Below are 17073 nucleotides of genomic sequence, written 5' to 3'. Positions count from 1 at the left end.
CTAAAATTATAACCCTACTCTTACACCCAACTGAAACGAGCGGAACTGCGGCTCAAGCGTGGTATCAACTCCCTGTGTAAATAAACTCGCCGAGTTGCTGAATTCAGGATCGTAGCCCAGATAATTTGAAATGGTAAATAGATTATTACCCGTTGCAAATACCCTGGCATATTTCACCGACTTTAACTTAAGTGGTATGTTGTAGGTCAGTGAAACGGTACGCAACCTCAGGTATGAACCATCTTCGATCCAGCGATCGGAAAACTTCGCATTTCCCATCGGATCGCCATAGGCCACTTTAGGTACATCAGTAATTTGTCCATTCCCTTTCCATCTGTTGATGAGGTTAGGTGTCTGGTTATAGTAAGTACTTCCCGATTCCAGCTGTGCACGGGTATAATTGTAAATATCATTTCCTTGTACAAAGGTGATCAGGGCATCCAGACTCCAGCGTTTGTAGCTAAAGGTGTTACTGAAGCTTCCGAAGAAATCGGGATTTGGATTACCGATCACGGTGCGGTCGTTGGCATCAATAATTTTATCACCGTTACGGTCTGTGAACTTTACATCCCCTCCGGTAAACGGCACGAGGTTACCCAGGCTGTTGCGGATGGATAGTCCTGCAGCAGCGGCTTCTGCATTAGTGGAATACACACCATTAGTGGTTAAGCCGAAAAACTGATTGGCAGCGCCACCCACCTGTGTGATATATGCGCCACCGGCATAACTGGTAATGATTGCATTGCCACCTGGCAGGCTGGTGATTTTATTTTTCGAAGTACCGATGGTGATGCCGGCATCCCATTTGAATGTTTTGTTTAAAATACGGCCATTTAGCGCCAGGTCTAATCCCTGAGTTTTCATGCCACCGTTGTTGTTTAGATAAGAAGCTGTTCCACCAACTGAATTTACCAGCTGATAAGTCAGCATGTTGTCGGTATGGTGATTCCAGTAATCCAGACTAATGCTCAGGCGTTCGCCGAAAAATGATCCGTCGATACCTGCATTCAGCTTCCGTACAGTTTCCCACTGCAGGTTCGGATTAGCATAATTTCCGGTGATTACACCACGCATACCGAAGAGGTTTTGCGAAATATAGTATTTACGTGCCGTGTAATTACCTACATCATCGTTTCCGGTTAGTCCGTAAGTAACCCTCAATTTCAGTAAATCAACACGGTTCAGGTTTCTCATGAATTTTTCGGAAGAGATTACCCATGCTGCGCCGATAGCGGGCAAAACAGCATACCTGCTGCCCTGAATCCTTAAACCATCATCGAAGTTCATAAATCCCTGCCCTTCTTTGATTCCAAATCTCGATGAACCATCAACGGCAACAGCAACGTTTAAAAGGTACTTATCTGCGTAACTGTAATTGGCAGTAAAATAATTATTCAAGGTGCGCCATTTACCGATGTCACCACCGAAAGTCCTGAATGCCGAGTTACTGTTTCCAATACTGATCAGATCATCTGTTGCAGAATTAAATCCGGTCGCAAAATCCTGTTCTGCTTCACTTTGCGAATACCTGAATCCCACAATAGCATGTACCTTATGGTGTTTGCCAAATGATTGGTCGTAGGATAAACGCAGATCGTTATAGAAGCTGAAGAACCTGGCAACCTGGGTACCTAAACGGCTATCGCCCACCACATTCGAAAGCGTATCATTGGTAACGCCCTTTCTTGGGATGAACAGTGTTTCCTGTGTTTTATCATAGGTAATCCCTGATAAATTGGAAAGCTTAAAGTTTTTGTTAAAGGTATAATCGAAATTAATGTTTCCAAAAAAGCGGTAGGCCTTTTTAAAATTGGTTCCTTTTTCAATCAGTGATCTTGGATTACTCACCTGAAGGGTATCGTAATCGGCCAGATTTGGTGATACCGAACCGAAAGCATCGATTTCGTTGCGTCCCATAAACGGAGATTTTACCAGCGAAAGAAACAGTGGATTTGTAGCACTGGCAATGCCCTGATCTTTAAGCCGCTGCTCGGTATAAGTGAAAGATAAACTGGTGGTTCCCTTTAACTTTTTGGTCAGGTTCAGATCACTGTTAAATCTTGTACTGTATTTCAGGTTATTGGTACTGTCCAACACACCTTTATCATTACTATAACCCACTGAAAGCGCATACTTAGCGATGTTGTCTCCGCCTGATACCTTCAGGAAGTAATTCTGATCAAAACTTGTTCTTAATACCTGATCCTGCCAGTCCGTTTCATTATGGTATTTAAAATAATCTGCACTTGCAGGATCGGTACTCATATAGGGTTTGGCAGCAATGGCCACATTGCTAAGGCCCTGACTTTTTAAAATGTCTGACAAATACAGGCGATGTTCATCTGCATTCATCAGTGGCAGATTTTTTGGTCTGAGGTTTACGCCGCTAAAAGCAGAGAAATCAATATTAGTAGCCTGATCATGCGCACGATTAGTGGTAATCATCACCACGCCATTGGCTGCACGCGTGCCAAAGGTAGCCGCGGCAAGCGCATCTTTTAATATACTGATGTTTTCAATATCCTTAACGTCGATAAATTGCAAAGGATTGTTAATATGACCTTTAGTCAGGGATGTGCCGTAACTATTGGCGTCGTAAATCATCCCATCCACCACGTATAGGGGCTGATTAGTGGTATATAATGAATTGAAACCACGGATGAATACATCTGCTCCAATGCCTGGTGTACCCGATTTCCGAACAGCTTGTACACCTGCCGCTTTACCCTGTAGGAAACTCATAGGAGTTTCAGAGTTGTTGGCCCAGCTGTTTTGCAAACCGATGTTGCTTACAGCGGAAATGGTACGGGCCTGCGACTCTACCCCGGATGGTGTAACGACCTCATTGTACACAGAAGTGAAACTTAAGGGATATAGCCTGGTTTTGATTTCTTTCTCTTTGTAAACCGGTAATACCTTGGTTTGAAAACCATCGGCTGAAATGATCACAGTAGCGTTGAAATCGGGAACAATAATATTGAACCTTCCTTTTTCATCCGTAATGGAAGCCGTAAAATTAGGTACAGTAACATTCACCCCAACAAGAGGCTTATTGGTATTTCCGTCAATGACAATCCCCCTCACCCTTTCGCCCTTTACTGCACGGGCTTTCACCTTTACAGTAGTGGTATCTGTTTTTGTTTCAACAGAGTCTGTTTCCTGTGCTTTAACCATCCTGCCAAGCACAAGCAAGCACACCGTGAGCATACAAACTTTTTTTATCGTAGTAAAATTATACATAGTATTTTCTTTCAAAGCAGCGTTAATAATTAAGGTAAAACAGGTTCAAAGCGCAGGTAATCCAAAATCAGTGTATTAACATTTTGGGCAGTGCTTGCGGCAGATGTCAACCTCAGCAGTAATGGTCCAAAACTGCCGGGTGTATATTCGCCCAGGTAAGTTTCAGTATAAGTAAGTGGATTAACAAGATGCGTAAAGGCAAGCGTGTAACCCGGTGTTGCTGAGTTCAGATTAAAAATGAAATAACGCTGGGTAAATGCCGCCACCTGCGAATCGCCCAGTGCACCTGAAATAGCCCTTGAATAAACCTTATATTTTACCACAGGCAGGTTAGCGCGACTATAAAATACGCCAAACTCTGAGATTCCATGATTGTATACCTCAATATCTTTATATTCCTTTCCTTTATCATCCAGTTTGGTCCGGTATAAAACGGTACGGGAAGCGGATATATTCACGAGTCTTTCTCCCTCTATTTTAAACTCAGGCACTTTATCTTTTACACGGAATGGCAAAGCACGTAGAACGTGAACTATCCCATTGCTGCTTCTGTAAGATTTAACCACATTGGCTTTATTCAACGGGACTTTTGCCCCGCGAACAGAGATCAGCGTATCGGGTAATTTATCCAGTGTATAAACACCTTTAACTGTAAGGTCTTTCACTACATAGAATGCGGCATTCTGATTTGGGTCTATTGGTGAAAAAAAGCTGCTCAGTTTTGCCGATTCAGCTGCAAAGGCCGCATCCTGAAGCATAAAATAGGTGTACTGTTGCGATTCATCACGCAGATCGGCAACATTAACCCAATAGGTATTGCGGGCAATCATGGGTGGATTCGGTGCAAATATTGGGGTTCCGGATGCGTTGTAACCAATGATAGTGGCGTTAGCACTATCGATTACCGATATCGATAAGGCATTGATATAGTTTTTTTGCAGGTTGGCATCGCTACTTTGCTGCATGTAATCCCAGATACTTAATTTACTGGGTACTGGCTGATCAATTTTATACAAAACGCCATTCTTTACAAACTGACCGGTCCCTAAAATATTTCCTTCTTCAAAAGTACTGTTGATGAAATTGCCATACTTGTTATTCAATAGTTTTATCCGTAAAGTATCGTTGGGTTTTGCGGATACCTGGTAAAGGGAAAGTGCAATGTGGTTCCCCACAAATTCCTTCAATTTCACCGGATCAGCAGCAATGGCAGGATCGAGACTGGCAATAGCCGTATTGGTGGGTGCCCAAACGGTATAGTTTTGTGCCGTTGCCAACACTTTATCATAACCGGTACTCTTCACGTAGCCGTTAAAAATACTTAAGTCGCCCTGAGTATCCAGTCTTTGAGAAAGGTCTACTGTATTATCGGCATTCGTGATCTCATTATGCACCTCCAGATTATCCTTGCAGGAATACAATCCCATGCTCAGGGCCAGAAGCGTGATATATATCAGATATTTCTTATTCATTTCAATACGTATTGGTTAGCTTAACAGACTGCTTAAGGGCGTTTAAAAATAACACCTGGTGTTGGATGAAATCTTGGATAGTTCTGGTCATCATCAACCGGTATGAAATGAATCATATCCAGGTTAACACCATTTCCATTGCCCCTTAAAGCAGTTAAACGAATCCAGTGCCGGTCAGTCGTTTTGATATCTACCGTTCCAGCAAGTTTCGCAGGCATAATTTTCCAGCCGTTGCTCGTTCCCACTGCCTGTAAACCTTTCGTCACCCCGTCTGTTGCGGTTTCAGCAGTTGTACCAAGGTAGCGTTTAAAGCCATTGGTCAGCATCAGCCCGTCTGATGAGGATTGTAGCGCTCCGGCATCGGTAACACCTGATGACGTCAATTGCTGCGTTAAATCGACCAGGTTGGGAAGTATCTGTTCCTGATTGGTACCCACATCTGAAGCCACCTGCAAGAGTGGCCCTGCAACATTGTAGGTGTAGCAAATCCAGATTTTGTATTTCCCTTTTACCAGCATTGGTGATCTGAATTCTATCCAGACTGCACGGGCATTGTTACTGATACTCATGTTAAAGTTCATGACATCACGGTTTGCATAACTCCTGGTATCTGCACCCAATGGAAGGGATGCTGTTGAGTAAACCGGACCAATGGTATTCGACCTGATCTGGTCGAGGCGGATGCCTGCAGTAATCAATTTACCGTTTTGAAGCAAACTAATGGATTGTCCAGGTACCCTCCAGGCCGCCATAGCCTTTAGCTCCGGCTGATCACCCAGGTCGAAATAAACTCCGGTAGGAACGCGTGGCTTGATTTTGTAAAAGCTCCTCGATTCGTGTAGAACACCGTTCGAAGCGGTATTGTTGCTAAAGGTTCTGTTTACCTCTACGCCAGGTTCGATCACGCCATTAAATTCATCATCATTCAACAGTATTCTGGTTCCTGAAAGTTTAGTGGTTACAATTTCCCCCGGTACAAGTGTTGATAATGATGGCGTTGAAACGATATCCGCTGTATAACTGGCACCTGGAGATACATGGTAAGCTACATACATCCACAGGCTATCGGTATGGCTTTTGGTATTCCCGGTTTTAGAAAGTTTAGCTTTCAGGGCTGCGAAATTTGCAAACCCTGCTGCACGTATAGCAGAATCAGATTCCAGAACGACTGTTTGAAACCGGCGGGTAGTATCGGGCACGGCAGACTGTGCATAGTTCAATGAGTCATAAAAACCCGTTTCTTTTAACGCCTGAGTAAAAATACCATAACGGGCATTGCTTTCGATGGTAGCAGCCAATGTTTTAGTTGCAGGTTCAAGAACATGATCAATGACGTGGATGATCCCGTTCCCTACCCTTACATTGGATTGGGTAATTAAAGACTCTTTATTAATGGTAATGTTACTCGTTCCATTTTGGAAAGTAACACCTGTAAGCAGATATTGTCCGTACAAAGTAATCTGCGCAACCTTACCATCCGTAAACTTCGCTGTTGAAACAGTATCCTGCAATACGTGAAAGCGCACTACATTTTTCAGCTCCTCTGGAGTGAGCTGATCAACCGCAGTTTTATTGATCTTTTTCAGCCATGCATTAACCGCATTGTTATCGGGGGTAAAAATGGTGTACTTACCATAAGCGGCCAGGTAACCTTTAGTGCCCGAGCGGTCTAAAATCTGCGAAAACAGGGAGAATTTATCAGGATATTTTTCCAGATAACCCGTGATGTTCACATCATCGGTAGTGGCTATGGTATATTGTTCCCTTTTGCAGGCATGAATCAGGAACAGGATAAATGCACTGAGCAAAACCAAATAGGTGATCTTGTGAATGTTTAATTTCATTTTCATGTCAGTATACTATTTAGTGTAAAATGGGTTCTGGATGAGACTTGGATTGGTATTAATATCTACCTGAGGGATAGGCAAATAATGACTGTTATAATCCCTGAATTTGGTGATTGCCGATTGCTGTAAGGTTGGCATAACAGTTTTCGATACCACATCAAGCAAAATGTCGATTCTGCTGTAATTATTCCGCTTGGCATGGCGCAACAAGTCAAACCAGCGCTTTCCTTCAAATGCAAATTCCCGGGCACGCTCAGCAAGGATATAATCACATATTGCGTCACTATCGCCAGGATCAACATTCTGTTCAGTGGCTTTAACGGCGTTCCGTCTTGTACGTAAAGTACTCACCAGTTCTAAAGCTTCGGCACCCCCGCCGGTAAGGGCAAGTGCTTCTGCTTTAATCATCATGATATCTGAAAGACGGTAAGCCTGCCACTTCACGTAAGACGGATTTTCGGTACCGTATTTCTGGATGGTGAATGCATTGTTATAAAATGAACCCGGCCTGATGTCGTAAACGTTATCCGGATCGATTTCATCAGGAATATAGATCTCTGAAGCGACGAAGGGTGAAGCGATGTAACGTCTTCTGGTATTTACCAGAAGGTTGAAAAACGGGTTTTCAATGGCCTGATCAAACTCGAATATCGTTTCTGTAGATGAGCCACGAAAGAACACGGTATTGTACCATGCCGAATTTGAACCAACCAATGCATAACGCTGCGATTCGATAATTTTATTGCACTCCGCTATTGAAGCCGGATAATCTTCCATCCACAAATAAACATCCGCAAGTAGCGCATTGATGGTAAATTTAGTTACCCTGCCTTTATCTGATTTGGTGTTTCCATAAGTAGTTACCGCAAAGGATTCTGCTTTCTTCAGGTCGGCTACAATTTGTTTTAATATATCGGCCTGTTTGGTTTTTGCCAGGTTTTCTAGATCAGTATCCTTTACAGTCGCTTTTAACTTCAACGGTACATCACTAAAAGTACGCACCAGATAGAAATACATCATACTTCTCAGTGTTAAAGCTTCTGACAGGTAGCCGTTTAAAATGGCATCAGTAAGCGTTGGATCGGTACTTTTAACGTTAGGGGCATTATCCAGAACGGTATTACAATAATTGATAGTGCGATAGAATGACGCCCAGCTGGCGATGCCATTATCTGAAGTGATGTTTACATTCATAATATCAACTTCAGCAGGGGTAATACTTGGCCCGGCACTAATCATGTCGGCTCTTAATTCTCCGAACATAAACATGTATTCCAACAGGGAGCGGTCTCCCGCCGTTGGAGGCGCCGCCAACAGGGAAGTATAACAACCCGAAACCGCAGCCAGGATATCTTCTTTGGTTTTCCAGAATTCCTGGCGCGTAATACCATCCCTTGGCTCGAGATCAAGCCATTTATTACAGGAACTGCTTAAGCTCAAAATAAACAATAAACAGGTAGTATATAGTATCTTTTTCATATCAGGTGAATATTAAAAATTAGCAGTTAAACCCAGCGTTACCGTTTTAATTGGCGGAGTGGTAGAATTATCAACTACAGTATTTGATCCGTTCAGTTTAATGGGCACTTCAGGATCCTGTCCGGTATACTTCGTAAAGGTCAGGATGTTTTCAACAATGACATTTGCAGAGATAGACTTCATCCCAATGCGTTTCATCAGATTTTTAGCAAAATCATATTTCAAGCCCAACGAACGGAGTCTTACGAATGATCCATCCTCAATGTAACGGTCCGATCCGAGGAAGTTATAGCCACCGCCATAAATTGCCCTTGGCATATCGGTCTCGTCGCCCTCTTTCTTCCAGCGGCGCAAAACTGCGGTACTCTGGTTATTGAAGCTGTACATGTTGGTGGTACTGATTTTAGTGCCATTAATAATATCGTATCCGGTACGGAATGAGAAGTTCACGCTAAGTTTAAGGTTCCCGTTGATGGTAAACGCGGTACCAAAACCACCGGTAATTTTCGGATTACCATTGCCCAGATACACAATATCTTTATAATCGATGTTACCATCGTGGTTAATGTCTTCATAAATGGCATCTCCGGGTTGGAAAACATAATCAATAGAAGGATAGGCAAAACGCATGTACACCTTATCGCCGTTAGGCCCTACAATCTGGTTACCGTTTTCATCCACAGCGATTGTGGAGTTTTTATCTTTGTAAACTCCCTTAAACTTAAAGCCATAAAAAGATCCGAAAGGATTGTTCTCCTGAACGAACACTTTGTATACATTATTTTGGGTAACCCGGCCTTTGTTTTCACGTGGATACAGTGGAGAAACTTCGCGGATTACATTTTCATTGTGGGCAATATTAAAACTCATGTCCCATCTGAATTTTTGTGATTTCATCACGGTACCTGTCACATTAAATTCCCATCCCTGGTTATCCATGGTGCCAACGTTCATATCAACGGTAGAATAACCGTTATAAGTGGGTACGGCTAAATCTTCATAGAATAAATCGGTTGTACGTTTACGATAAAGATCGAAGTCGATGTATAATCTTTTGAACATGTTTAAGGTAATCCCTACGTTGGATTGGGTTACCGTTTCCCATTTCAGGTTGGAAAGCTCCAGGTTGGTGGAATAAACGCCTGCATTACCCAGATAGCTAAAGCCATAATTCTGATAAATATTGTAAAAGGTATAATCATATCGCGGCGCATTACCGCTTTTACCATAACTGGCCCTTAAACTGAAATCATCGATATATTTATCGGTTCTTTTCATGAAAGGTTCACCGGAAATCCTCCAGCGGGTGGATATTGAAGGAAATACACCATAACGGTTACCTGCACCGAATTTAGAGTTTCCATCTCCCCTGATCCCTGCATTGATGATGTACCGGTCGAGGAGCTTGTATTGGGCAGTGGCCAGTAAACCTACGGAGCGCGACTGGTTAAAAGCCGAACTGGTAGAGTTTGACAGGTTGGTACGGCTATCTACTGAAGGATCGGTTAAGAACGAAGAGGCTGTATTGGTGGCAAGCAGGTATTGACTGGCACGGCGGCTGTCTTCACTATCAAACCTTAAAAAAGCGATCAGATTGTGTTTCGGCCCCAGGGTTGGACTGTAAGCCAGATTCATACTGGTATTCATGGTAAAGGAATCACCATCCTGATCGAAAGCAGTATTCACCACAGACTCTGTAAAAGGGCGGCCGGTTGCAATCTGAGGCAAAAAGGTTTTAACCTTGGTATTGTTTATATTCACCAGGAAACTTCCGTTGAAGATCAATTCAGGGATAATTTTATATTGTAAACTAAACTTTGGTGTAATCCGTTCCCCAAGCTGATGGTTGATACCTGCACTCGCCATCGCCAATGGATTAAAGGTTGCTGAATAAGCACCTTGAGCAGTGGCGGCGGGACTGAAGAAATTATCCGTCAGGTTACCATATTCGTCATACTCATACAGGCTTTGGTTTGGCATTTTGGTATAAGCCGTTTCCCTGATCCGGTCTCTGCCACCCAGTGGATTATACAATGCATTCTGATCAATATGTGTATAGGCAAAATCGGAAGTAAACCTGATCTTTTCTGATACCACATAATCCAGATTCACCCTTGCTGATATACGGTTGAGGTCAGTACCTATCGTGGTTCCGTTTTGATTAAAATAATTTACAGAGGCACGATAGCGCGCCTTTTCACCACCGCCGGAGATGGAAAGATTGTGATCCTGTAAATAACCTACCCTGGTAATGGCTGCAAGCCAATCGGTATTGTTGCTATAATTGTAGTAATTGTATGGATCATTTTTATCGTACTGAAATTCTTTAGCGAATTCAGTGGTCGAGAACTGACGCCCTGCATTATAAAATTCTTCGAGTATCAAAGAAGAATACTGATTACCATTCAGCATCGGGATTGGGCTTGGCTGCTTGGAGTAGGATCCTTTAAAATTATAGGATATGGCTGGTGGGCCGATAGATCCCCTTTTTGTAGTGATCACCAATACGCCGTTTGCACCCCTTGAACCCCACACAGCTGTGGCTGCCGCATCTTTCAATACACTGATTTCTTTAATATCCGAAGGTGCAATGTTTAATAATTGTCCGTAATTATTTTCATCAGAAGTGGCAAAATCAAAATCAGAAGGAATGGTAATGTCGTAAGGCATACCATCCAATACGATAAGCGGATCTGTGGCACCGTTGATTGATGAGGTTCCGCGAATCCTGATCTGCATAGGTGCTCCCGGATCACCGGTACTGGCCGTGATGTCAACACCTGCCATTCTACCCTGTAAGGCCTGATCAATCGATGCAGCCTGCATATCTTCAAGTTCTTTGGCATCAATCGTAACTGTTGATGAAGTCTGGTCGCGTTTGTCGATAACCATTCCACTACCCGTTGCCGCTTTTGCCCTGGAAACAATCTGTACTTCCTCCATCTGGTTATTTTCAGATTCCAGCTGGAAATTGATTACCGGCCGGTCGATTGCTACACCTGTTGTAGATTTATATCCAATGTAAGAAACTGAAATGCGGTAAGTTTTATCGGCAACCGGCAAACTGTAGTTTCCATCAATATCTGTTGAAACCCCTTTAATAACCCTTTTATCCTTATCGATAATGACAACAGAGGCGCCAATGATGGGTTGCTTGTCTTTTTTATCAATTACCTTTCCCTTTACATAGTTGATTTGCTGGGCATGGGTAATAGTAGCCATCAGCATACAGCATAGCCAGATAAAAACACTAAAATGATATCTATTGAGCATATTGGTTAGAATTGATATTTTAAGTAAGAGTTGATTTGGTGAATTACTGTGCGGTTTGACAGCACATTACTGCGGTCGTTTGCGCCGAGTAATACATTCACCGTAGCATTGGTTACATCACGAAGAATAAGGGAAGTGGTTGTATTGGTGGCCACCGTTACTTTCGCTGCATCGCCCGATTCATCTTTAAGCAGGCTTTCGAAAGTCCCTGTTTTTTGTCCGTCACTGGCCACGCTGTTTTTAATGATGTGGTACTGGATAAACTTAGATACCTTACTGATATCCAATGCATCGGTTGGTGCATAATTCGGAAGCCCGTTTGCCAGTTTAGGCAGCAAACCTGCCGTTACCGCAGCCTGAATGGCCGCATTGGTTGGGATAAATACTGAATAAAAGCTACCATCACTTACACCCTGTATGGCGCCGGTTGTAGCATTATAAAGGGTTACGTTATTCTTCAGGAACTGAAAAAAAGAGTAGTATGGATCGGTAGTAGCCGTTCCGTATTTTTCAATGTGTTTACTTACCGGTAATGCCGTGTAGGCTAAAACCCGTGTGGCATAAACGTCAGCACCATTAACCGCCGTGGTGATGGAATCAATAGGAATGGTTTTATCACTGGTTGCTGCAAGGTCTTCCGTTCCTGCGGAAGAAAGCACCCCTCTGTTGTATTTGATGTATTCACCATTCGATGTCTCCAGAATACCTGCAGCAGTTGTGAAATTAGGCACTGCCCTGTCGCCCAAAGGAATAATATGGGTTTGAAGCAAACGGCGAAGGATAGTCAAATCACCCCTGATCGGCGCTGTAGGAAAGAACGGATCATAAGAAAAACCTAAACTCACCAGCGTGGCATCAGGGATGGGTACAATCACATATTTAAGGGAAGCGGTTTTAATAGGAATGGTATAACCTAACACATCCAGCGCCTGCTTCATAATGTAAAAAGTTGGATCGAGGTTAACCTTTCCATATACGGTAGAAAAGGAATTGGCATTTTGTGCCGTACTCACGCCATATAGTAAACCGTTGCTCAGAAATTGTTTATCCACTACATTGGATGGGCTGAGCTTGGTTACTTCGCCCAAAAAACTGTTTACGGTGCTGAACTTTCCCGGCCAAACCGGAACAGTGTAAAAATGCGAATTCACGAAATCCCTGATAATATCCGGTCTTAAAGCATATAATTCTGAAAGCTGTGCTTTGTAGTTTCCCGGCTGAAGCCTGTTCTTAGCATAATATTTCAGCAAAACCTTCGAATAAGCTTCCACTGCGGCATCAGTTGGTGCAAAAATGGTATACATACCCGCCTGGGCATCATTTGCATCAAGCTTTAGATAGTTTTCATTGTTTGGTGAAAATCCTAAAACACCACTGTATATTTTAGCATAAACATTATCGCTTTTACCGGTAAGCACCTGATAACGGTGACTGATATCGGTGTTTATGCTATACGAAACGTATTTATCGAGCAGTGATTTAAAAGCGCTGTATTGTGTTTTGGCAGCAATGTACTGATCTATGCTTTGCGGTGGCGTTAATACCCTATCAATGATATGGATAACCCCATTTTCAGCTACAATATCCTGCTCGGTAATTTTTGCGGGGCCAACATTTTTACCGGTATACTCTGTTCCGGGGAAAAAGTAATTATAATCAGTAGCTCCTATGCCGGCAAAGGTCATGAAAGGAGGTAAAAAATACGGTAGATTTTTGTTATTGAAATCGGTTGACAGGTAACTGCCGTTGCGGTTAGCCGCGATCACTTTTATTGAACGGCCATCATTGTCGGTACCATCGTAAACAAAGTCGTAGAAAACCGTTCTGCGTCTGAAACCAGAGTTTTTAACAAAACCCCTGGCAGTGAGGTTATCACTTAAACGTTCGATCTTCTCGCCATCGTAGGTCATGGAGTAACGCACAATCGCGGAAGCCTGGTCAGCACTTATTTCTGTCAGGTTATTTTCTTTCAGGTAAAGCGCAAAAGCTTCATCGGTAGGTGCAAATAAGGTCCAGGAGCCGGCCGCGCTTAAAGTTTCCTTATAACCTGATTTATCGATACACTCGAGAAATTTGGTAAAGTTTCCTTTTGCCTGAAGCTGTTGGTAAATGGGATCGGCAAGTGTTTCTGGCCTGCCATAAAACTCATCGAATTCCTTTTTCCGGCAACTGCTCAGCACGATGACAAATGTCAGTAAGACAAATAATGATTGTTGTAAAATTTTACTCATAGCAATTTTATTAGACATGACGGTCTTAAGCTAAATTGCGAACAAGAATCTATGAGAATCGGTTAGGGTTAATGAGTTGAGCGGCTAGGGAATAAGAGTAGATTTTTATTGCATAAATCAGGCTTAACGATCGTTAATTTTAATATTTGGTTTTCGGTTATTTGGTTAGTAAAATAATTGATTTAAATATAAAGACATCGGCAGCTTCTCCCATCCTGTACTATCCTGTCGGTTATTATAAAATCTTAGCATAAAAAGGAATACATCCGGTCTGATGCTTATAAATCGATTTACGTCTGATTTTTATTTTAAAAAAAAAGTGCCAAAAGGCACTTTTTAAGTATTTAAACCGGAATTATTGTTAAAAAAACGGGGTGATTGTTACCGGTCCGACAAGTCCGGAAGGCTGTACTTCCCAGTTTGACGCATCAAATGGCTTGTAATCGATGTTAACAAAGTTGATTTCATGGTAATTTCTCCATTGAATTTTCTTCCGGTCCATATCGCGGATCCGGTTGGCCATCAGGTTTACCACCTCAATTTTGATGGTATTTTTCCCGGGTTTCAAATATTTTCCAATGCGGGCCTCAAATGGGATACTCCATAAAATACCCAGTTCCTGTCCATTGATCCATACCTTTGCGCTTTCATCAACCTGGTGGAGGTTTAATACATATTCGCTGGCGTTTTTGGTTGGCAGGTTAAACTCAGATGTATATACACCAGTACCTGAAAAGGCTTCCAGTTTCGGGTCTTTTAAATCCGTCCATGAAACCAGTTGATCCAGTTGCTGATCAGCAGGAAGCTCAGGTCCGCCACTGGTAAAATGGAGGTGCCATGGCTGGTTAAGGGTAAGTGTATTTCCGGCTTTATTCAGATAACGCCATGCCGCATTATGTGGCTGTTGTTGCGCAACCAGCAGAAACAGTGCCTCGCCGGATTTAATCTGCACATGCACTTTCTGATCCTTCATCGCTGCTGCACCTATTGCGCCGCTCTGCGGGTCAAGCAAGGTCACGTTCCCCGGCGTATTGAGCGGCAGGTAAGTATCGATATCTTTCGCCGTATGGTTAACAGTATAATAATATGTGGCATTATTAACCTTACGCTTAATCATCTGCAGGCCTGTATCTGTTAAGGCTTCCCTGTTGATGCCGATACTACTTAACGCCACCCGGACATCTTTGCTCAGGAGTATTTTTCCTTTGCCTGCAGGATAAACCCCGATGCCGTCTGCACCTTTTCTAAAGGCAAGTCTGGCGAGCGTAGATGTAAGTTTAGCGCGTCTGTTTTCAAGATCATTTAAACCGGGAACATCCTGAGGTAATTCCTGGAAAATAACCGTTGCACCGTTTTCCGCCAATTGTACAATATTATCTAAAGTTTCAGTACGCATCATTTGGCTGGAGGGCACGATGAGCACCTGGTAAGACGACGCATTTTCTGCAGTTTGTAAAGCTTTGTTCAGCACTTTTGTCCGGCCGAGCAAGCGGTCGGATGCAAAATCATAGGCGTAACCGGATTTAGAAAGCTGGGTAGCCAATTGATAGAACGCCGAAGGATGTAACCATTCGTCTACGTCGTGAACTTTCAATGCCATATCCAACCCTTTTGCCTGATTCCATACATCATAAACCGGCCAGTAAATTAAGATTTCATTGTCGGGCTTTCCGGCTTGTAATATCGACTGGCAGCGGGCGATATAGTCATTTAAACCTTTGGCGTGCGGCCATAGGCTGTTATTGGGATTCATCTCTACCGAAGCATAAAACAACCAGCCCGGCCAGGATACATTTTCGGGTGAATTGGTGGTGCCATGATAGAAAATATGGTTTATTCCAGAAAGGAACAGCTTCTCGGCTTCGGGCTTGCATTGCGAGTATGATGTTTTAAAATGTTCGGTGAGCCAGGTAAAGGTTTCAGACGAAACCAGGTTCTTTCCATTGGTATGTGCCGCCGATGAAGCAAACATACTCATGATCGGATCAGGATCAACATTCCTGATGTCCTCCTTATTCCGGCGCAGTCCGGGAATACCGAAAGCACTTGAACCGAAAATCTCGGTTTCAGGAATATCTACTGTTCCGTATAAATCAAGCAGGTTCCCCGGTGATCCATGCGACTGGTTTTTGGTCAGTGAATGCAGGCCATGGGCCCAGTCTGTCCAGTTTTTGGTAAAGTTATCCAGCAGAAGTTCGTCCATCGTTTCGCGATAGTCGGACTTTAGGCGGGCAACCTGGCCGCTGGTGGAATCCTTGCCTGCAAGGTCTTTGATGTGCTTTGCGAGATCATATCCCCTGTTTTTTTTGAATGTTTCGAAAAAAGTGGGCGTCCACGTGGCACCATAAACCTCATAGCTGTCGTTAAAAAATGAACGGATCCCCTGAGGTTGATTTCCAAAAGCATCGGTGAATCTTTTGAGGTAAACATTTACCGATTGCCGGTCGAGGTGATCGAGCGTAAAGCCCTCCCCTCCCGGTGCTGCTCGTTTCACCATCTGGCGGGTTTTGCCTGCGAAGGCAGCATATATTTTCCATGTCCCTGATTTGGGCGACCAGTTCAAGGTACCATCCTGCTGTACAGCTGCCAGTATATTTTCGGTTTCCCCGTTTGGCCCGTATGCCGTTAATGCCTGTAGCCGTGCAAAATCCTGCTTAGCTTCTTTAACTTTTATTCCCTCATTTAACTTCTCGCCGGCTTTTAGCTCGTAGTCCTGAATAATGAGTTTAGTAGCCGCGTTTTCAGGTTTAACCTGCGGACCGCCAAAGGGCCAGCCTGTACCGGTATTCATATCTACGCCCATACCCAATGCATTGGCTTTCTTCACCGTGAAATGCAGGACGTCCATCCATTGGGGGGAAAGGAATTGCATGTATTGTTTTTCGTAACCCACTGCCCCGTAGATCGGGGTGATTTCCACCCCGCCTAAACCCGCATCTTTGTATTTCTGCAATACGATACTTAGGTTCTTTTCATCGACCGCATTGCCCATCCACCACCAGCGGGTCCAGGGTTTCATTTGCTGTTCTATTTTAGGCCAGGCAACGACTTTTGCCGCTTGCTGTGCGTGTAATTGTGCAGCAGCACTAAGGGCGAGGAAAAGCAGGATTCTTTTTTTTAACATGATAGCTTAATCAAGGTGAAAGACCATATCGAGGGGAACGCTTACAGGCGAATGATCAGGGTTGGTTTCCATGATGTCGGCCATGTAGGCCCACCACTTTTGTACGATTTCGGTGCTGCCAAGATCCTGAGATGAGTTACCGCTTTGCTGTTGTACCGCGAATAAGGTATTGGTTTCTTCGTCCAGGAAAATGGAATAGTCACTGATGCCATTGTCTTTTAGCAAAGCCGATAATTCCGGCCAGATTCGATCGTGACGGGTTTTATATTCTGCCGCGGATCCGGACTTGAGTTTCATTTTGAAGGCAATTTTCATTGTTTGTTTTTTAACGCATGCTTTTTGTTCTCGCGGATGACGCGGATTTTGAATGATTTATATCTTATCTTGATACCATTGTTCCCGCGGAT

The 17073-nt window shown here is 43.4% G+C and carries 8 protein-coding genes; all 8 read right to left on the bottom strand.

All coding sequences use genetic code 11. The features are described 5' to 3' along the window. Positions 1–6: 6 nt before the first annotated feature. A complete protein-coding gene (locus AC570I_RS02670; protein ID WP_497404197.1) occupies positions 7–3207 on the bottom strand; it encodes a SusC/RagA family TonB-linked outer membrane protein in 3201 nt (1066 codons plus the stop codon). Between the two features lie 62 nt (positions 3208–3269). Beyond that, positions 3270–4712, bottom strand: a complete 1443-nt coding sequence (locus AC570I_RS02665) for a fasciclin domain-containing protein (RefSeq protein WP_497404195.1) — start codon at positions 4710–4712, stop codon at positions 3270–3272. Positions 4713–4744: 32 nt separating this feature from the next. Continuing rightward, on the bottom strand, positions 4745–6562 hold the full coding sequence (locus AC570I_RS02660; protein WP_497404193.1) for a fasciclin domain-containing protein: 1818 nt from the start codon (positions 6560–6562) through the stop codon (positions 4745–4747). Positions 6563–6571: 9 nt separating this feature from the next. Then, on the bottom strand, positions 6572–8038 hold the full coding sequence (locus AC570I_RS02655; RefSeq protein WP_497404191.1) for a RagB/SusD family nutrient uptake outer membrane protein: 1467 nt from the start codon (positions 8036–8038) through the stop codon (positions 6572–6574). A gap of 12 nt (positions 8039–8050) precedes the next feature. Continuing rightward, a complete protein-coding gene (locus AC570I_RS02650; RefSeq protein ID WP_497404189.1) occupies positions 8051–11311 on the bottom strand; it encodes a SusC/RagA family TonB-linked outer membrane protein in 3261 nt (1086 codons plus the stop codon). 5 nt (positions 11312–11316) lie between these two features. After that, positions 11317–13542 carry a fasciclin domain-containing protein gene (locus AC570I_RS02645; protein WP_497404187.1) on the bottom strand — a complete coding sequence of 742 codons (2226 nt, stop codon included), beginning with the start codon at positions 13540–13542 and terminating at the stop codon, positions 11317–11319. 361 nt (positions 13543–13903) lie between these two features. Beyond that, positions 13904–16666: a glycosyl hydrolase gene (locus AC570I_RS02640; protein ID WP_497404185.1), complete on the bottom strand. Its 2763-nt coding sequence runs from the start codon at positions 16664–16666 to the stop codon at positions 13904–13906. Positions 16667–16672: 6 nt separating this feature from the next. Further along, positions 16673–16981 carry an L-rhamnose mutarotase gene (gene rhaM, locus AC570I_RS02635; protein ID WP_497404183.1) on the bottom strand — a complete coding sequence of 103 codons (309 nt, stop codon included), beginning with the start codon at positions 16979–16981 and terminating at the stop codon, positions 16673–16675. Between the last annotated feature and the right edge of the window lie 92 nt (positions 16982–17073).

The sequence above is a fragment of the Pedobacter sp. A2324 genome (assembly GCF_059693705.1).
The sequence above is the reverse complement of the archived record's forward strand: the minus strand, read 5'-3'. Positions and strand labels throughout refer to the sequence as shown.